Origin of the sequence: Pyrococcus yayanosii CH1 (assembly GCF_000215995.1) — an archaeon.
GTDB classification, from domain to species: domain Archaea; phylum Methanobacteriota_B; class Thermococci; order Thermococcales; family Thermococcaceae; genus Pyrococcus; species Pyrococcus yayanosii.
The window spans coordinates 554350-573076 of the sequence record NC_015680.1 but is presented as its reverse complement, the minus strand read 5'-3'; the positions used below and the strand labels follow the sequence as shown (position 1 = coordinate 573076).

Here is an 18727-nt window from a genome sequence, read left to right as displayed (position 1 = left end):
AGTTGTATGCATGTGCAAAGATAGAAAGAGGGGTTAAAAAGGTTCTCGGCTACCTAACATATGTTTGTATCTCTTTGTAGAGGTCATTGAGAACCTCTTGATAATCGGCTCTGGCTTCCTCAACCATATCCATGAGTTCTTCCAGCTGTCTTGTCCTCTCCTCGCTCACGAGGTCCTTGTACTTGCTCACTAGGTAGTGGTAGACCTTTATCCCCTTCTCCGTTGGCACGAGCTTCTTTCTGCCCTTCGTCTCAACGACGTAGCCCCTCTGGAGCAGGGTCTGAACTATCTTTGCATAAGTGGACGGCCTTCCTATCCTTCTCTCCTTCATAAGTGCTATCAGGTCGCCTTGCGTGTACAGGGAGACCTTCGGGGCGCGCCAGTGCTTGAGCTCTTTGACCTTGATCCTCTGACCTGGCTCCAGCTTCGGAAGCTGCTTGAGTGGCAGGGGCTTTATCCTTGACCATCCGTCGAAGAGCACCTCCAAGTAACCCTCCACTTCGGCCTTTCCAAGGCCGGCGTTGATTATAGCTTTCTCGTAGAGGACCCGGGCGGCTTTCATCTGACTCGCGATGAAGCGCCTGAATATTAGGTCGTAGAGCCTGAAGTGATCCCTCGTGAGGTTCTTGGGCAGCGTTATTATGCCATCGCGAATGAGCTGGATTAGCCTGCCGGTGTCTATTGGTCTCGTGGGTCTTATGGCCTCATGAGCTCCTTCCTGCCCCCATGGCCTTGGCTGGAAGTAGCCCTCGCCTATCTCCTGGGTTATGTATTCTTTGGCTATCTCTATCCCTGTGTTGCTTACGTGAATGGAGTCGGTTCTATGGTAACTCGTAAGTCCGGCCTCGAAGAGGTCCTGGGCGAGCTGCATGGCATAGGGGGCAGAGAAGCCGAGGATGCGGGAAGCGTCTTGGAGCATGGTGTCCGTGGTGTAGGGTGGCAGTGGATTGACGTCACGCTCTTCCACCTGAACATCCTCAACGATTACCTCTCCCACCTTGCCCTTAGCACCTTCCAGGGTAATGCTAAGTCCGTTCTCTAGGGTTATGTTGAGGAAGTCTGTCTCGCTCTCTGTGAACTCCTTGTAGCGCTGGATTACCCAGCCGAGCACGGGTGTTTGAACGCGACCGGCGGAGAGGTTTCTGTTCTCGAAGACCTCCCAGAGCTTCTGGCTGAGTTCGAAGCCTATCCATCTATCCTCTATGCGCCTGACGAGCTGGGCGTTGACGCGGTTCTCGTTTACGTCCCTCGCCTCCCTGAGGGCCTTCAGTATTGCTGGCCTTGTAACCTCGTGGAACTCTATGCGCTTTATGACGGGGGCGTATGGGGCAAGGACGTTTCTTATGTCCCAGGCTATCTTCTCACCCTCGGTGTCTGGGTCCGTTCCTATGAGGATCTCATCGACCTCTTGCGCTATCTCGCGCATCGCTTTCACGTTTTCAAGGGCATCGTGGACGTTCTTTGAGCCGCAGCGGGGACAGGCTCCTTTTTCCTCCCAGTCTACGAACTGATGGCCGCAGTCCCTGCACCTCTTTATCGTGTCGTAAACTGGTATGAAGAATGGCCTTCCTTCCTTCTTCTGGATGAGAACACCGTGATATCCCTCGTTCGTAACGAGATCAAACATGTGGCCACCGCTCGCTAGGATTGTAAGCATTCTGTCGCCTATGCTTACCTCGTAGGCCACTAAGTCCCCTATCCTTCTCTTGCTGGGCTGACCGAAGAAGCTGGCTATTGTTCTGGCCTTGTTGGGGCTCTCCACTATCATAAGTGCCGATTTGACTAGGTCCTTGACCTTGGCGCTTATCTTGCCCTCCATCACAAGTTTAACTTTCTCCCTGTCCTCGTCTATCTCCTTGAGAACTTCCTCGAGGTCAAGCTCCTCGAAGGGGATCATCTTGAACTCCGTGAAGCGCCAGCGCATCTGTCTGACTAGGCCGTTGAAGACTTTTTCGTCGTCCACGATGAGGACGCTGAGACCCTTGGTTATTCCGCCGGCGAAAAGCCTGCTCGTCCTTCCGCTGGCTTGGATGTATGTTCTGACGTCCGGTATCTCAATGAACCACTTGTCTCCTTCTCTTTTCAGGCTGAGGAACGGATCTTCTGCTATCTTCTTAAGCACGATCTCGTTCTTCAGAACTCTCCGAAGGAATTCGACGGCTTCCCTAAATATCTCAAGGACGTGGTTTTGGAAGCCTTCGAGGGGGAGTCCCTCGGCGAGGGCCTCTTCTATTTTCATAAGCTCGAACTGGGGCACATTCCTGATAATCTTCCTAAGTCTTGAGTAGAGCTTCTCTCCGGTTCTTCTATCTTCTTCGGGCAGGAACTCTATTATCTCGCTCATGAGTCCGAGGACTCGGTATATTGTGGGCTGTTCGAGGTCGAGGCTGAACCGGAACTTGGGGATGCCTGTGAATAGGGCGAAGCGTATGAGGTGTGGCAGGTCGAGTCCTCTGACTATTGTTCCATAGTAAGTAGCCACGCCTACAAGGTGGTCCACTTCGCCTCTCTCGAAGAGCTCTAGCCCCTTCTTGCTCCTAGCAGAGACGAGCTCGACCCTGAAGCCTCTTTCCTTTAGGAACTCGGTGAGCTTTTCCGCGTACTCGATGCCCTTGTCTATGGGAACGAATATCAGGCCACCCTTGCCAAGCTTCTGAAGGAGCTCTGCCACGACGTCCTCTACGGGCTTTTCGGGTATTAGATAGGAATCTACGACGTTCCTGAGGACGGACTTGCCGCTCCCGACCTCGAAGCCGAGGAGCTCGCGGTAGAGCTTTATCCTGTCTCCTCGGGCGCTTCCTGTGGCCGAGGCTACTATTAGGACACCTACATTGTTCTTTTGCCTAAAGGCTTCTATTTCTTCCTCTAATCTCTCTATTTGAGAGTTGAGCCGCTCGATATCTTCGATATTTCCTCTCTGAAGGAGCTTTGCCAGTTGTTTCTTCAGCTTGATTATCTCCCAGGCCTTCGCTATTACATCCTCGGTGAAGCCGAGGAGAATTAGGGAGCGGTCTATGTTCTTGCTCGCTTTGAGGAAGGCGTCAACGTCGTCCACGAAGATGAAGTCGAACTTCTTATCCTTCAGGAGCTCGTCGAAGCGCGTGGCGAGGAACTGAGAGCTCGTAACGAGAATCTCGAAGTTCCCGTCCCTTATCTTGGCCAGCATATCCTCCTTCTCCTTTTTCTTGAGGTTGCCATGATAGTAAGCTAGGTTTACTTCGACGCCGGCTCTCTCTGCCATTGTCCGAATCTTCCTGACTGTTTGGATGACGAGCGGGGTTGTTGGGACGACTATGTAGCTCTTCTTCCCCTTCTGGGCGAAGTATATCGCCATGAAGGCTCCGAAGGTGCTCTTGCCCATTCCGGTTGGGGCTATTATCGAGAAGCTCCTTCCCCTAACGAGCCTTTTTACCCACGTCTTCTGGGCGCTCCAGAAGGTGAAGCCTGTGGCCTTTTCGAAGAACTTTTCCACGTCCTTCACGGCCTTGTTGAGCTTATAAATTTCCTCCCACTCTTTGAGAGTCCCTTTGAGCTTGAGGGCGTCCCTAACGGCCTTTATGAGGTCAAAGTAAACCTGCTCGCCGACGGGTTCGTCAAGACAGGATTCACAAGGGTTTTTCATTGAGAGCCTCTCGTCGCTTATCCTGCCCTCACAGTTTGGACACATGCCTCTGTAAATTGCTTTCATGAGCCTCCCCTCTGAATTATAACTTACCGCTCGGGACTCTTTAAAAGGTTGTCCAGCCGCGATAATCGTTATATTCTCGTGGGCGAAGTTGGGGGAGGTGGGTGTCATGAGGGTGACGACGAAGACGGGGGACAGGGGGACGACATCTCTCTTCGGAGGGGATCGCGTCTGGAAGGACTCACCGATAATTGAAGCCAATGGGACGATAGACGAGCTCACTAGCTTCCTCGGCGAGGCAAGGCACTACTTGGACGATGAGATGCGTGTAATCATAGACACCGTTCAGGGTCATCTGTACTCCATCATGGCCGAACTCGGGAGCAAGGGGAGGATGAAGAGTGTTGGTGATGGTGAGATAAAATGGCTAGAGAATGTTATTGCTAAGTACGAGCCTCAGGTTGAGCTGAGAAGCTTCGTTCTGCCCGGAGGAACACTTGCAAGCGCGAAGCTTGACGTCTGCAGGGCAGTTGCGAGAAGGGCGGAGCGCAGGGTAGCAACTGTTTTGAGGGAGTTCGGCATTGGTGAGAAGCCCCTTATATACCTCAACAGGCTCAGTGACTTGCTCTTCCTTATGGCGAGGGTCATTGAGATTAGGGAGGGGAGGCTTAGGGAGGTGAAGCTATGAAGACTATCGGAATACTGGGCGGTATGGGTCCCCTAGCCACGGCGGAGCTCTTTAGGAGGATAGTGGAGAAGGTTCCTGCAAGGAGGGATCAGGATCATCCGAAAGTTATCGTGATCAGTAATCCCCAGATACCGGATAGGACGGCCTTTATTCTAGGCTATGGGGAGGATCCGAGGCCGGCCCTTGTGGAGACGGCGAAACGGCTTGAGGCCTGCGGGGCTGACTTCATAATAATGCCCTGCAATACGGCCCACGCCTTCATAGAGGATATTCAAAGGGCAGTCAAGATACCTGTCGTGAGCATGGTGGAGGAGACCGCCAGGAAAATAGCTGAGATGGGGGTCAAACGAGCTGGCCTGCTTGCCACGACGGGCACCGTCGTCAGCCGCGTTTATGAGAGGGCCCTTGCAAGGTGGGCCGTAGAGGTTGTCGTGCCGGACGAAGAAGGGCAGGAAAAGGTTATGAGGGCTATATATGAAGGGGTTAAGGCTGGGAACATCGAACTTGGCAGGAGGCTAATCCTCGAGGTCGCAAGGTCCCTTGAGGGGAGGGTTGATTGCGTGATAGCAGGTTGCACGGAAGTAAGTCTTGTCCTCCACGATGGCGACCTGTCAGTTCCCATCGTAGACCCGATGGATGTTATAGCTGAGAGGGCCGTGAGGTTAGCTCTTGAGTGAATTTCCGATAGAGCGTGCGGCCGTGGGCATCTATTGCTACGAGCAGCGGAAGGTCTTCAACTTCAAGGGCCCAGACCGCCTCCGGCATCCCGAGCTCTGGCCAGAAGACGCCCTTTATTCTCCTCACATGCTCGGCCGCGAGACTTCCAGCTCCGCCGGGAAATGCAAAGTAAACGGCCCTTCCCCTGAAGGGCTCCGGCATCATGCCTCCTTTCCCGATTATTCCCCGGATGCCCATCCTGAGTACTTCTTCGAGATAGATGTTCATCCTGGCGCTCGTTGTTGGTCCTGCCGAGATAACCCTGTCATCTTTAATTAGGGGTCCGCAGTGATATATGACGGCGCCCTCCGGGTTGAAGGGAGGTCCTTCCTTTATGATTCTCTTGTGGGCAAGGTCTCTTGCCGTGTACACGATACCAGAGAGGAGCACCTTGTCACCGACTTTTAGCCTAAGGACATCTCTCGCGCTCAGGGGAGTCTTCAGCCTCACTGCCAAACCCTAACCCTCCCGCCCTTTATCTCCACGAACGCTCTTCTATGGGCCCAACACTGAACGGCAAGGGCAACTGGAAAGCTCGCAGGGTGCCTGGGGGCAACCTCTACCTTCACGTCGAGGGCCGTCGTCTTTCCGCCCAGGCCCATCGGTCCGATTCCCAGGGAGTTCACCGCTTTAAGCAGTTCCTCCTCAAGGGCCGCAAGCTGGGGGTTCGGGTTCCTTTCCCCAATTCTCCTGAGCAGGGCTCTTTTGGCGAGCTCCATGGCCTTTTCGGCCGTGCCCCCGACTCCAATCCCTAATATAATGGGGGGACAGGGCTTGCCACCGCACTCCGCTACCTTCTCGATTACGAATCTCTTCAATCCATCAAGGCCTTCAGCGGGTGTTAGCATGGCGAGGGCTGAGCAGTTCTCGCTTCCTCCCCCCTTCATTAGCACTGCTATTCTCGTCGCCTTTTCTTCCGTGGTCTCCATGTGGATGATTGGCAAATTTCCGAGATTCTCGTTGGTTAGGACGTTCAGGGCGTTCGGCCTCAGAGGAACATCTTCCGTTGTTATCCTAACGGCCTCTTTTATTGCCTTTACGAGTTCACCCGGGTTTGAGTAATCGCCGAGCTCCACGAAGAAGGTTGGCGTTCCCGTGTCCTGGCAGACGGGCACTCTTTTTTCCTGCCCGATTTTTATGGCCTTTAGTATTAGGGAGATGTTGAACTTCGCAATGTCGTTTTCCTCTTTCTCGTAGGCTCTTGTAAGAGCCTTTTCGACGTCGTCCGGTATTTTGGTAACCGCGAGCCTAATCGCTTCAACGAGGGCATCCACGAGCTCCATGAGATTTGGTTGAGGCAAGCCCTTTATAACCTTGGTGCTTAAGATTGTCCGGTGGGTAGAATGCTCATTGAGGAGGTTAAGGAGCTTTGTAGGGAGCTGGGTGAAGAGGGGTTGATAACCACCATAGATTCCTTCGTTAGCCTTAACAGGGAGCTGGAAGGGAAGAGGGGGAATGAGTTTGTGGAAATCGCTGTGCTCGGGTTTCTTGAGGGTATCTTGACGACCCTTAAGATCCGGCACGAGGATGGGAGAATAGATGCCCTCCTCGGTAAGGTTAGGGCGAGGAGAGAGGAACTCGAGGCTCTCTTCAGGAGGTCAAGGTCTCCGCTTACTGAGGTTTGAGCCGAAAGGTATTAAGGTTCCGGGAGGATCTTTGAACGATGAAGGTCGTTGGGGTGATAAGGCACGAGCCGAGAAGAAGGGCCAGTAGGGAGGAGTTCGAGGAGCTCCTGAGGAGTGCGGGCTACGAGGTTCTTGCCATAGTCGAGCAGGTCAGGGAGGAGCATCCCCGGTATAACATAGGACCCGGCAAGCTGGAGGAAGTGAAGAAGCTCGTAAAAGCTCTTAGGCCTGATAGGGTTGTCTTTGCTAACCGCCTTACTCCAAGCCAAGCTTATAATCTCTGGAGGGAGCTTAGGGTTGAGATAATGGATAAGTGGCAGCTCGTTCTTGAGATATTCGAGAAGAGGGCCCATTCGAAAGAGGCTAAGCTTCAGGTGGAGCTGGCAAATCTTCAGTATGAGTTGCCGCTCGTTAAGGAGGCGATAAGGAGGATAAGGCTTGGCGACAGGGCGGGTTTCAAGGGTATGGGTGAATACCAGACGCAGCAGTACCTCAAGCACATCCGCTACAGGATGGGCAAGATTAGGGAGGAGCTGGAGAAGATAAGGGCTGAAAGGGCTGTGAGGAGGAAGAAGAGGGAAGAAGAGGGATTCGTTCTGATAGCACTGGCCGGATACACGAACGCTGGCAAGTCAACTCTTCTCAATATTCTGACCAACGAGGATGTGGATGCCAAGAATCAGATGTTCACGACTCTTGACACGACCACGAGGCGCTTTAGGCTGAGGGGCAAGAAGGTTCTTATCACCGATACGGTTGGGTTCATAGATGACCTCCCGCCCTTTATAGTCGAGGCCTTCCATTCGACACTCGAGGAGATTGTCAAGGCGGATGTTGTTGTTCTGGTTGTGGATGCCAGCGAACCCTGGCCCGAGGTCCGCAGGAAGTTCTTAGCCTCTTTGGATGTCCTCAGGGAGCTGAAGGCTCTTGATAGGCCAATAATCGTGGCCCTCAACAAGGTTGATCTGGTTGGAGAGGAGGATGCGGGAGAGAAGGAGGCTCTTATCTTGGAGCTTGCTGAGAGGAGGAGCGTGACGCTATCTGGTACTGCCAAGATATCCGCGAGGCTTGGAAGGGTTGAGGAGTTGTTGGAGGTTCTCGAGAGGACGATATTGAGCCTTCCGAAGTTCAGGCTCTTCGAGATTAAGATAAGGGAACCTGAGAAGGTGGGTAAAGTCCTTTCAATCGTCAGATCAATCGGTGAGCTCGTTGCCGTTGAATACGGTCCCGAAACAACCATTCGAGCCTACATCCAGGCGGGAATGATAAGAGAGCTTACGAAGCTGGGTGTCGAGCTCAGAGCAGCCCAACCGCCATGAAGAGCTTCGATAGGGTGAAGGCTATCACCATGCCCGTCGTGGGTGTTGCTACCCATCCAAAGAGCACGTCAGCCACGATTCTCTTATCAACTCTCTCCCCCGCCGCGAGTCCAACTCCCACAACACCTCCTACTATTGCCTGACTCGAGCTCACAGGGAGGCCGAAGTAGTTCGCTAGGCTGACGGCGATTGCCGAGGAGAACTGGGCTGAGAAGGCTGATACTGGGCCGAGGGATGTTATCTTTTTTCCAACTGTGTGCATAACGGCGTAGCTGAAGGTGAGGCTTCCCAAGGTTAGGCTGATGGCTCCAAAGAGACCGGCCCACCTTGGCGTGAGGAGGTCTGCTCCGACGAGTGGTCCCGTGGCGTTGGCGACTTCGTTAGCCCCGAAGTTGAAGGCCATATAAGAGCCTCCAAGGATCGCCATCCACTTATAAAGGAGCTCAAGCCTTCTGAGGCTCTTTATAGATGCAATAATCCGTGAGTAAAACTTGTATAGGAGGGCAGCAAAAATCCCTGCTATCACAGGGGAAAGTACCCAGGCTCCTACGACCTTTTCCATTACGGACCAGTTTATTGTCGCGCCCGTGGCGAGTCCTGCCCCTATTACACCTCCCACTATCGCCTGCGTTGTTGAGACGGGGAGTCCTTTTATAGTTGCAATGGTCACCCATATGCCTGCTGAGAATAGAATGAGGATCGCTAATTCCATGCTCATCGAGCTGATTATTCCTTCTCCAACGGTCTTCATGACCTTGTAGCCTCTAAGGTAGGCGCCGAGGATAACGAAGATGCCGATGGTTAAGGTGGCCTGTCGGAAGTTTAGTATTCCTGCACCGACTGCTGTCCCCATGGCGTTGGCTGAATCGTTGGCGCCTATGTTCCAGGCTATGTAAAAGCCAACGGCGAGGGCGGCCACGAGGGCGGTGTCCATGTTATAAGTTCCGCCCGGTCCATTAATAACGTTATTCCCTCACGTGTTCATCGCTATCATAAGATGTTCAGCTATACACATCTGCAATCGTCGTGAGGGCTTTCTTCCTGCACCGAAAACTAAATAAATGCGGTTCCTTTAATTCAAACCGAAAAAACTTTCAGGGGGCAAAAAGGATGATAGAGATTCGTTTTCACGGTAGGGGTGGACAAGGTGCAGTTACGGCCGCGAACATTCTTGCCGAAGCAGCGTTCTTGGAGGGCAAATATGTGCAGGCCTTCCCCTTCTTCGGTGTCGAGCGCAGGGGTGCTCCAGTTACGGCCTTCACGAGGATAGACGAGAAGCCAATCCGCATAAAGACTCAGATATATGAGCCTGATGTTGTCGTCGTTCTTGATCCGTCTCTCCTTGATACCGTTGACGTTACTGCAGGCCTTAGGGAGGGCGGGATAGTCATAGTTAACACAGAGAAGAGCAAGGATGAGGTTCTGGAGAAGCTCAAGAAGAAGCCCGCCAAGCTTGCCCTCGTGGATGCCACGACAATAGCCCTGGAGATACTTGGCCTTCCGATAACCAACACCGCAATCCTCGGTGCCGTTGCAAAGGCGACCGGTCTTGTGAAGATAGAGAGCATTGAGGAAGCCATAAAGGACACTTTCTCTGGCGAACTCGGTGAGAAGAACGCAAGGGCGGCTAGGGAAGCTTATGAGAAGACGCAGGTCTTTGAGCTCTGAGTCTCCTTCTTAACTTTGGGGTGATAAACGTGAACACCCTGTTCGGCAGGGCGAAGGAGGAAGTTAGGAGGATATCACTCAAATCTGTGGACGAGTATCCCGAGGCCCCAATAAGCCTCGGAACGACGCTCATAAACTTCACCGGCGACTGGAGAACCTTCATGCCTATCATAGACAAGAGCAAGTGTGTCAAGTGCTACATCTGCTGGAAGTTCTGCCCAGAGCCGGCCATATACATTAAGCCCGATGGTTACGTCGAGGTGGACTACGATTACTGTAAGGGTTGTGGCATCTGTGCGAACGAGTGCCCAACGAAGGCTATAACCATGGTTAGAGAGGAGAAGTGAGGTGGGTCGTATGGAGTACAAGCCAATTAAGAAGGTCATAAGTGGTAACTATGCGGCCGCTTATGCGGCTCTCCACGCTCGTGTTCAGGTTGTCGCCGCCTATCCAATCACACCGCAAACAAGCATTATCGAGAAGATAGCCGAGTTTATAGCTAACGGTGAGGCTGATATTCAGTATATCCCCGTTGAGAGCGAGCACTCGGCGATGGCTGCTTGTATAGGTGCCTCCGCTACGGGGGCTAGGGTTTTCACGGCCACGTCCGCTCAAGGTTTAGCTTTGATGCACGAGATGCTTCACTGGGCTAGCAATGCCAGGCTACCGATAGTCATGGTGGACGTTAACAGGGCTATGGCTCCGCCTTGGAGCGTTTGGGATGATCAGACCGATAGCTTGTCGCAGAGGGATACTGGCTGGATGCAGTTCTATGCTGAGAACAATCAGGAGGTTTACGATGGCGTTTTGATGGCATTCAGGGTCGCCGAGACCGTTAACCTGCCTGCCATGGTCATCGAGAGTGCTTTCATCCTGAGCCACACCTACGATATCGTTGAAATGATTCCCCAGGAGCTCGTTGACGAGTTCCTTCCGCCGAGGAAGCCTCTCTACACGCTCACCGACTTCGATAACCCCATCGCCGTCGGCGGCCTTGCAACACCTGCCGACTACTACGAGTTTAGGTATAAAATAGCGATGGCCATGGAGAAAGCCAAGGAGGTCATTAAGGAAGTTGGAAGGGAGTTTGGGGAACGCTTTGGTAGGGACTATAGTCAGATGATAGAAACCGCCTACATAGACGATGCGGACTTCGTCTTCATGGGAATGGGTTCCCTTATGGGGACCGTTAAGGAGGCTGTGGACATCCTGAGAAGGGAGGGTTACAAGGTCGGCTACGCCAAGGTTCGCTGGTTCAGGCCTTTCCCGAGGGAGGAGCTTATCGAGATAGCCGAGAGAGTCAAGGGAATAGCCGTCCTTGACAGGAACTTCTCCTTCGGTCAGGAGGGCATACTCTTTAACGAAGCCAAAGGTGTTCTTTACAACACCGGCCTTAGGCCAATAATGAAGAATTACATCGTTGGCCTTGGAGGAAGGGACTTTACTGTGAAGGACGCGAAGGTCATAGCTGATGATATGAGGAAGCTCATCGAGAGGGGCAAGCTGGATAAGGAAGTGGAGTGGTATCACCTCAAGAGGTGAGAAGGATGGAGGTTCCCGAGAACGTTAAGAAAAAGGTCACGATACCCTTTGAGGAGCACTTCTTCGCCGGCCACACCGCTTGCCAGGGTTGTGGTGCCTCCCTTGCTCTCCGCTACGTGCTTAAGGCCTACGGCAAGAAGACGATAATTGCGATTCCCGCCTGCTGTTCGACTATAATCGCTGGCCCCTGGCCGTACTCTACCCTCAATGTCCCGCTCTTCCATACCGCCTTCGAGACCACTGGTGCAGTGATAAGCGGCATTGAGGCCGGCCTCAAGGCTCTTGGCTACAAGGTTAAGGGTGACGATGGCATTATGGTCGTTGGATGGGCCGGCGACGGTGGGACTGCTGATATAGGACTCCAAGCTCTCTCTGGCATGCTTGAGAGGGGACATGATGCGGTCTACATTATGTATGACAACGAAGCTTACATGAACACGGGAATTCAGCGCTCAAGCTCCACCCCCTACGGAGCCTGGACAACCAACACGCCGGGCGGGAAGAGGCACTTCCTTGAGAAGAAGCACAAGAAGAAGGTCATAGACATCGTTATAGCTCACCGCATACCTTACGCTGCTACGGCGAGCATCGCCTATCCGGAGGATCTAATAAGGAAGCTCAAGAAGGCCCAAAAGATACCGGGGCCAAGTTTCATCCAGCTCTTTGCTCCATGCCCAACTGGTTGGCGTGCCCCGACCGACAAGACAATTGAGCTTGCCCGCTTGGCCGTGCAGACGGCTTACTTCCCGCTCTTCGAGTACGAGAATGGGAAGTACAAAATAAACATGCCAAATCCCAAGAAGGAGCCCAAGCCAATCGAGGAGTTCCTCAAGCTCCAGGGCAGGTTCAAGTACATGACCAAGGAAGACGTGGAAATTCTTCAGAAGTGGGTGCTTGATGAGTGGGAGAGGCTCAAGAAACTTGCTGAAGTGTTCGGCTGACTTTCCTTTTTTCGAGATCTATTTAAGGTGCCGAGTGTATAACTTGCCTGGGGTGGTAGGTATGGCGGAAAGTCCGTTTAAGGCCGATATAGAGAGGGCCCAGAGGGAACTCACCGAGAAGATGACGCCCGGGGCGATAGTCTACATTCCCGGAAGTAGCGTCATAAACAAGACAGGTAGCTGGAGGGTCTTCAGACCAGAGTTCCACAGGGATAAGTGTGTCAGGTGCTACCTCTGCTACATCTACTGTCCGGAGCCGTCTATCTATCTTGACGATGAGGGCTATCCGGTCTTCGACTACGACTACTGTAAGGGTTGTGGCATCTGCGCTAACGAATGCCCGGCAAAGGCGATAGAAATGGTTAGGGAAGTTAAGTGAGGTGGTGAAAGATGCCGATTAGGAAGGTTATGAAGGCCAACGAGGCGGCCGCTTGGGCGGCCAAGCTTGCCAAGCCAAAGGTCATAGCCGCGTTCCCCATCACACCCTCGACCCTCGTGCCCGAGAAGATAAGCGAGTTCGTGGCCAACGGAGAGCTCGATGCTGAGTTCATAAAGGTCGAGAGCGAGCACTCCGCCATCTCGGCCTGTGTTGGCGCCGCTGCCGCTGGCGTTAGGACGTTCACCGCCACAGCTTCTCAGGGTCTTGCTTTGATGCATGAGATACTCTTCATTGCCGCAGGCATGAGGCTTCCAATAGTCATGGCCATAGGCAACAGAGCTCTATCGGCTCCAATAAACATCTGGAACGACTGGCAGGACACGATAAGCCAGAGAGACACGGGCTGGATTCAGTTCTATGCCGAGAATAATCAAGAAGCTCTCGACCTCATCCTGATAGCCTACAAGGTGGCTGAAGACGAGCGCGTTCTTCTCCCGGCTATGGTTGGTTTCGACGCGTTCATCCTAACGCACACCGTCGAACCAGTTGAGATACCTGACCAGGAAGTCGTGGACGAATTCCTAGGCGAGTACGAGCCAAAGCACGCTTATCTCGACCCCGCCAGGCCCATAACCCAGGGCACACTTGCCTTCCCAGCCCATTACATGGAGGCGAGGTACAAGGTTTGGGAGGCTATGGAGAGGGCAAAGGAAGTCATTGACGAGGCCTTCGCCGAGTTCGAGAAGAGGTTTGGCAGGAAGTACCAGAAGATTGAGGAGTACCGCACAGATGACGCCGAGATGATCTTCGTTACCATGGGCTCTCTCGCCGGAACCCTAAAGGAGTGGGTGGACAAGAAGAGGGAGGAGGGCTACAAGGTAGGAGCAGCAAAGATAACCGTTTACAGGCCGTTCCCAGTCGAGGAGATCAAGGCCCTTGCGAAGAAGACCAAGGTGCTTGCGTTCATCGAGAAGAACATCACAATCGGGCTCTATGGAGCGGTCTTCACGGATGCCTCTGCCACTCTCATAAACGAGAAGGAGAAGCCTCTGATGCTGGACTTCATAGCGGGACTTGGTGGAAGGGATGTTACCTTCGAGCAACTTGACGAGGCCTTCTCCATAACCAGGAGGGCTCTTGAGGAGGGTAAGGTTGAGAAGCCTATTAACTGGATAGGACTTAGGAAGGAGATACTGTGAGGTGATGGAGATGGCAGTTAGAAAGCCCCCCGTTACCACTCGCGAGTACTGGGCACCTGGTCACGCCGCCTGTGCCGGTTGCGGCTGTGCCACCGCTCTCAGGCTTGCAACCAAGGCTTTTAGCGAGGCCATGGAGGAGAAGTATGGTGATCCAAACGCCTTCGCCATAGCCCAGGCCACCGGATGTATGGAGGTTGTTAGCGCCGTCTTCCCGTACACATCATGGAAGGCACCCTGGATTCACGTGGCCTTCGAGAACGCTGCTGCCGTTGCATCGGGAATTGAAGCGGCTTGGAAGAAGCTCGGCAGGAAGGGCAAGATATTGGCCATAGCTGGTGATGGTGGAACCGCCGACATAGGTATGCAGGCCCTGAGCGGTATGCTCGAAAGGTGGCACAACGTTGTCTATCTCATGTATGACAACGAAGCTTACATGAACACGGGAATTCAGCGCTCAAGCTCCACCCCCTACGGAGCCTGGACGACCACCTCACCACCGGGCAAGCTCTCAATAGGTGAGGACAAGCCCAAGAAGTGGGTAGCTCTCATAGCCGCGGCCCACCAGATACCCTACGTAGCTACGGCAAGCATAGCTAATCCCTTCGACTTCATCAAGAAGATGAAGAAGGCGGCCAAAGTTGATGGCCCAGCATTCGTCCAGGTCCACTGCACCTGCCCAACCGGCTGGAGGACACCACTGGAGAAGGGCATTGAGATAGCCCGCCTTGCAATCGAGACAGGCATATGGCCGCTCTTCGAGATTGAGAACGGTGACTTCCACAACATCAAGATACAGCCACCAGGGGGAGGGGCCAAGGTCCACAGGGAAGGAGGCAGAGTAGTCAGGATAGAGTTTAAGAAGCCCATAGAAGAGTACCTTAAGCTCCAGGGCAGGTTCAAGCACCTCTTCAAGAGCCCAGAAGCCATCGACCAGCTCCGCGAGCAGATAAAGGCAATGTGGAAGGTCCTTGGTGTGGAAGCCATCCTGCCGAAGCCTGAAGAGTGACTCCGTTTTTCAACTTTTGGTTTAATTTTTAAATTATTATCTTGCTTGCTGGAGCAAAGCCCCTTTAAATTATATCGAGCTCAAGCTAGGTCTTCAACTTTGATATCGTGGGAGAACAAAGAGACATCACATTGCAATTTATGGAATAACCTGCAAATTGTTACGTTAACCATATTCAAAAAATTACTTGTTCTTGACGTAGCTACGTATTTTTTCTTTTTGTTTTGGTGGTGGTTGTTGGGTTTGCGTTAGTTTTTTACGCAAAGTGTTGGGGTGGGTTATAGTATTTTTTATTTTTTATTTTGCGAGTGGTGGGAAGTTCGAGAAGAAATTTTGTGAGTGAAGGTGGGATTTTAGCATTGCCTGGTTAACGAACTTCAGTAGTAATCGTTGGGCTGGCTTGTCATGACATTAATCAACACGCGAGTCCTGAAAATTTCACCATCACACGTCCCCACAATTAACCTGACATTCAACACCCGCCCCTTCCCCTCAAAACCACCAGATATAAAGCGTCCTTACAAGCACCCAACAGCACGGATAGAGCTCATAATAACTTAAGATCCAACCAACAGATAATCAAAATAATAACCCAACCCAACTAACGAATAGCAAAAATAAGAATAAAAACAATCACAAACCCCCTCCAAACACACTTTCAATTCTCTTTGGAACCCAGGAGTCTTATTGGAACCTACAAGCCGGCCGCAACCATTTCCGGCTTGAAAGAAGCTTTCAATTCTCTTTGAGTCTTATTGGAACGAGGAGGAGTTATTTGAGATCTTTGTAGAGTACGTCTTTCAATTCTCTTTGAGTCTTATTGGAACACCCCGGGACCCCAATGGCCTCTACGAGAATTTCAAAGCTTTCAATTCTCTTTGAGTCTTATTGGAACCGAGATACACGTCGAAAACGACATCCTCGACACCCTTCTTCTTCTTTCAATTCTCTTTGAGTCTTATTGGAACACCGCCAACCACGTGTTTTTATACACTGCGAATGACTTTCAATTCTCTTTGAGTCTTATTGGAACGCTCGCGGCGCCCTCGAAGTCTATTATCTCCGCCCCAACCTTTCAATTCTCTTTGAGTCTTATTGGAACACTATATGTAGTTATGAACGAGCAGCACAAACTACTGCCTTTCAATTCTCTTTGAGTCTTATTGGAACGAGGTCGTGATTTACGTCCACAGGCCAGTCTGGGGCGGAAGCCCGACTTTCAATTCTCTTTGAGTCTTATTGGAACACAGCCCAGAGTTCACGATAGTAATGCTTCTCAGTACTTTCAATTCTCTTTGAGTCTTATTGGAACAGGTTACTAGTGATCCAGAAGAATTCAGAGAGATCCAGCTTTCAATTCTCTTTGAGTCTTATTGGAACCCCCGCGGGGGCGGATTTCCCGCCGGCTCGCGCCCCGCTTTCAATTCTCTTTGAGTCTTATTGGAACATAGGTGTAATGACATAGATAATAATGAAGAAAACGACTTTCAATTCTCTTTGAGTCTTATTGGAACATGACGACGAAGACGTCGTACTCGTGATTATTAGAACTTTCAATTCTCTTTGAGTCTTATTGGAACATTTGAACCTTTTCCTGATTTGAGCTCCGAGCCGGGGCTTTCAATTCTCTTTGAGTCTTATTGGAACGATGTTCTTCTTCACGATGAAGAAGCCGGAGCAGGGGACTTTCAATTCTCTTTGAGTCTTATTGGAACCCCCGAGACGAACGTCCAGACTTACGAGGTTAGCCCGGACTTTCAATTCTCTTTGAGTCTTATTGGAACAGGTGGGTTTTTTGCTTGTTTTCTTCTATGCTTTTCTTGGGAGTCTTGGATTTTATAAATCTTTTGGCGAGGGGGTCTTAACGAGGCCTTGAGAGGGCTTGAAATGCAGTCTTGAGGAGTCAAAACTTTTGGTAAAAAGCTTCTAAAAAACCCCATAATTTCAATGATCGAAAGTGATCATAAGGCTTCCAACGGTTTCTCAACCAATTAAATCAAAAATTAAGGAATAATTTAACAGTAAGTGGAAAAAGACACAATTTCAATAGGGTTTTGCGTGAGAGGACTGTTCTCCCCACCCCACTCCCAACTCCGAAAAAAATTCGTCACAAAACACACGAAAAAACACAACAAAACGTTATATACCAACAAAACATTACTAAAACCCTCCAAACCCCCCACAACCCACCATTTGCCCAAAAGAAAAATATCTCAGCATTTTTAGGCAAAATAACTGTTCAAAACTAGTATCTAAAAATTTTCGTTTTCAATTGCTGAGCCTTTTGCGGGCAGTTAGGTTAAGAATTAAAAAGGGTAAGGGGTCATTCCTCTACAATGTATATTGGGACTTTCCCGTGAGGGATGCCGACTTTCTTTCCATACCACTCACTTAGAATGTAGTGAAAGCCTATCAACATAGGTATTGCAATGGCCAGTAGTAGCCAGCCGTTTGTTATTCCTATGGCGAACAGTAGTAACATTATGGCCCCGATGATTGCTGCGGTGAGTGCGTATGGTATCTGTGTGTTCACGTGATCTATATGGTCGCAGCCTGAGAACATTGAGCTCATGATTGTAGTGTCGCTTATTGGTGAGCAGTGGTCTCCGAAGACACCTCCAGCAAATACCGAGGCTATGCTGGCGTAGACAACTGGGCCGAGGCCTCCGCTTAGGTGGTAGGCTAGTGGTACGGCTATTGGCATCATTATTGCGAAGGTTCCCCAGGAAGTTCCGGTGGTAAATGATATGAATGCTGAGATAACGAAAATTACAAATGGCACTAAGCTGGGTGAGAGAATATCTGAGGCAACTCTTACAACATAGTCTGCAGTTCCTACGGCGTCACATGCACTTTTAATGCTCCAGGCGAGGATGAGGATCATCATAGCAAAGTGCATCTGTTTCATTCCTGCAACGATTGTTTCTTCAACTTGTTTGAGATCCATGATTTTCATTCCGAGAATGAGGGCCATTGCTACGATGACCATTCCAAAGGAGCCCCAGACAAGAGCCCAAGTTGAATCTGCGTTTGACAGAACCTCTTGGAATCCACCTTTTGCATATGCCTCACTTCCTCCACCGGTGACCCATAGTCCTATGAAAGTCAAAGCTATCAGCGTTATCACTGGCAGTATAAAAACCCATATGTTCTCTTTGCCCTTAATTGGCGTTCCGACATCTATTTCAGTGGTCATCATGGGCTGGGCGCCGTCTCTGAGTACTTTTCCTGTTGTCCTTGCTCTGTATTCGGCTTTGAGCATAGGGCCATAATGTCTGTGGGTAATTGCAACTAAATAAACCAAGATTATTGCCAGTATTGGATAGAACCTGTAGGGCCAGCTTGCAAACCATGCTGAGTAGGCGCTTATATTTTCTCCTATACTTGCTAGGGCATCTTTTAAGAGTCCAAGTTCGTAGCCTATCCAGGTTGAAACAACTGCTAGAACGGCCACAGGGGCTGCCGTAGAATCATCAGCGTATGCCAAAAATTCTCTCGATACTCTCGTCCTGTCTGTTATTGGTCTCATTGTGTTGCCGACTATTATTGTATTTGTATAATCATCAAAGAAAATTATGGTTCCGAAGATTGCCGCCATTAAAGAAGCAGCTCTGCTACTTTTAACTTTCTTTGTTACGGCTTTTGCAATGGCGTTCATTCCACCCGCTTTGTATATTAAAGCCACACCGGCACCGATCAATGTATCAAATACTAATATCCGTGTATTCCAAAGGTCAGTGACTAGTTGACCGTTTTCCTCCCATGCTGAGGCTATGTTGAGGACGATCCATTTGAGGGTCTGAACCGTAGCTCCTATTGGGTCTCCCCCTGCAACTAAAAGGCCACCGACCCATACTCCGAAGAACAATGCAAATAGCACTCTTTTCGTCAGTATTGCCAAACCTATGGCTACTAGAGGGGGCAAAAGGGACAAGATGCCGTAATCTGTCACGTTTTGCACCTCCTTGATGTGTTCGATCAAAATTTTACAAAAATCACGTATAAAAATCTTCTTAGA

16 protein-coding genes and 1 CRISPR repeat array are annotated in these 18727 nt (G+C 51.0%); of the genes, 11 read left to right on the top strand and 5 right to left on the bottom strand.

Annotation, left to right across the window (positions count from 1 at the left end; translation table 11 throughout):
- Positions 1–49: 49 nt before the first annotated feature.
- Positions 50–3688, bottom strand: coding sequence for a reverse gyrase (rgy, locus tag PYCH_RS03300; RefSeq protein ID WP_013905419.1), 3639 nt, complete (start codon positions 3686–3688; stop codon positions 50–52).
- 106 nt (positions 3689–3794) lie between these two features.
- Between rgy and PYCH_RS03295 the strand changes: the two genes are divergently transcribed.
- Together PYCH_RS03295 and PYCH_RS03290 are read left to right on the top strand one after the other, a co-directional pair.
- Positions 3795–4313: a cob(I)yrinic acid a,c-diamide adenosyltransferase gene (locus tag PYCH_RS03295; RefSeq protein WP_013905418.1), complete on the top strand. Its 519-nt coding sequence runs from the start codon at positions 3795–3797 to the stop codon at positions 4311–4313.
- Entirely contained in the window at positions 4310–4990 is a 681-nt protein-coding gene (locus PYCH_RS03290; RefSeq protein WP_013905417.1) for a cysteate racemase, read from the top strand. Before PYCH_RS03295 ends, PYCH_RS03290 begins: the two co-directional genes overlap by 4 nt.
- On the opposite strand, the gene PYCH_RS03285 is transcribed toward PYCH_RS03290, so the two are convergent.
- Entirely contained in the window at positions 4953–5486 is a 534-nt protein-coding gene (locus PYCH_RS03285; RefSeq protein ID WP_048058184.1) for a FumA C-terminus/TtdB family hydratase beta subunit, read from the bottom strand. The two genes, PYCH_RS03290 and PYCH_RS03285, sit on opposite strands and share 38 nt — an antisense overlap.
- The gene (locus PYCH_RS03280; RefSeq protein WP_013905415.1) at positions 5477–6313 is read right to left on the bottom strand and encodes a fumarate hydratase; all 837 of its coding nucleotides are present in this window, start codon (positions 6311–6313) and stop codon (positions 5477–5479) included. Before PYCH_RS03280 ends, PYCH_RS03285 begins: the two co-directional genes overlap by 10 nt.
- Before the next feature lie 60 nt (positions 6314–6373).
- Between PYCH_RS03280 and PYCH_RS03275 the strand changes: the two genes are divergently transcribed.
- A complete protein-coding gene (locus PYCH_RS03275; protein WP_013905414.1) occupies positions 6374–6655 on the top strand; it encodes a DUF3216 domain-containing protein in 282 nt (93 codons plus the stop codon).
- A 38-nt stretch (positions 6656–6693) separates the two neighbouring features.
- Positions 6694–7974: a GTPase HflX gene (gene hflX / locus PYCH_RS03270; RefSeq protein ID WP_013905413.1), complete on the top strand. Its 1281-nt coding sequence runs from the start codon at positions 6694–6696 to the stop codon at positions 7972–7974.
- Here the strand turns inward: hflX and PYCH_RS03265 are convergent.
- Positions 7952–8908 (bottom strand): inorganic phosphate transporter, encoded by a 957-nt coding sequence (locus PYCH_RS03265; protein ID WP_013905412.1) that lies wholly within the window; start codon positions 8906–8908, stop codon positions 7952–7954. The two genes, hflX and PYCH_RS03265, sit on opposite strands and share 23 nt — an antisense overlap.
- Before the next feature lie 176 nt (positions 8909–9084).
- On the opposite strand from PYCH_RS03265, the gene PYCH_RS03260 reads away from it, so the two are divergent.
- The 7 genes from PYCH_RS03260 to porB all read left to right on the top strand — a co-directional run bounded on the left by PYCH_RS03260 (position 9085) and on the right by porB (position 14709).
- Positions 9085–9642, top strand: a complete 558-nt coding sequence (locus PYCH_RS03260; protein ID WP_013905411.1) for a pyruvate/ketoisovalerate ferredoxin oxidoreductase subunit gamma — start codon at positions 9085–9087, stop codon at positions 9640–9642.
- A gap of 29 nt (positions 9643–9671) precedes the next feature.
- On the top strand, positions 9672–9989 hold the full coding sequence (locus tag PYCH_RS03255) for a 3-methyl-2-oxobutanoate dehydrogenase subunit delta (protein ID WP_013905410.1): 318 nt from the start codon (positions 9672–9674) through the stop codon (positions 9987–9989).
- A 10-nt stretch (positions 9990–9999) separates the two neighbouring features.
- A complete protein-coding gene (gene porA, locus PYCH_RS03250) occupies positions 10000–11184 on the top strand; it encodes a 2-ketoisovalerate ferredoxin oxidoreductase subunit alpha (protein WP_013905409.1) in 1185 nt (394 codons plus the stop codon).
- A 5-nt stretch (positions 11185–11189) separates the two neighbouring features.
- A complete protein-coding gene (locus PYCH_RS03245) occupies positions 11190–12125 on the top strand; it encodes a 3-methyl-2-oxobutanoate dehydrogenase subunit beta (RefSeq protein WP_013905408.1) in 936 nt (311 codons plus the stop codon).
- 61 nt (positions 12126–12186) lie between these two features.
- The gene (gene porD, locus PYCH_RS03240) at positions 12187–12504 is read left to right on the top strand and encodes a pyruvate synthase subunit PorD (protein WP_013905407.1); all 318 of its coding nucleotides are present in this window, start codon (positions 12187–12189) and stop codon (positions 12502–12504) included.
- Positions 12505–12515: 11 nt separating this feature from the next.
- On the top strand, positions 12516–13703 hold the full coding sequence (porA, locus tag PYCH_RS03235; RefSeq protein WP_013905406.1) for a pyruvate synthase subunit PorA: 1188 nt from the start codon (positions 12516–12518) through the stop codon (positions 13701–13703).
- 10 nt (positions 13704–13713) lie between these two features.
- The gene (porB, locus tag PYCH_RS03230; RefSeq protein WP_013905405.1) at positions 13714–14709 is read left to right on the top strand and encodes a pyruvate synthase subunit PorB; all 996 of its coding nucleotides are present in this window, start codon (positions 13714–13716) and stop codon (positions 14707–14709) included.
- A 732-nt stretch (positions 14710–15441) separates the two neighbouring features.
- A CRISPR array of direct repeats spans positions 15442–16493; the repeat unit is 30 nt; unit sequence CTTTCAATTCTCTTTGAGTCTTATTGGAAC.
- A gap of 539 nt (positions 16494–17032) precedes the next feature.
- On the opposite strand, the gene PYCH_RS03225 is transcribed toward porB, so the two are convergent.
- Positions 17033–18661, bottom strand: coding sequence for a Na+/H+ antiporter NhaC family protein (locus PYCH_RS03225; RefSeq protein ID WP_013905401.1), 1629 nt, complete (start codon positions 18659–18661; stop codon positions 17033–17035).
- Between the last annotated feature and the right edge of the window lie 66 nt (positions 18662–18727).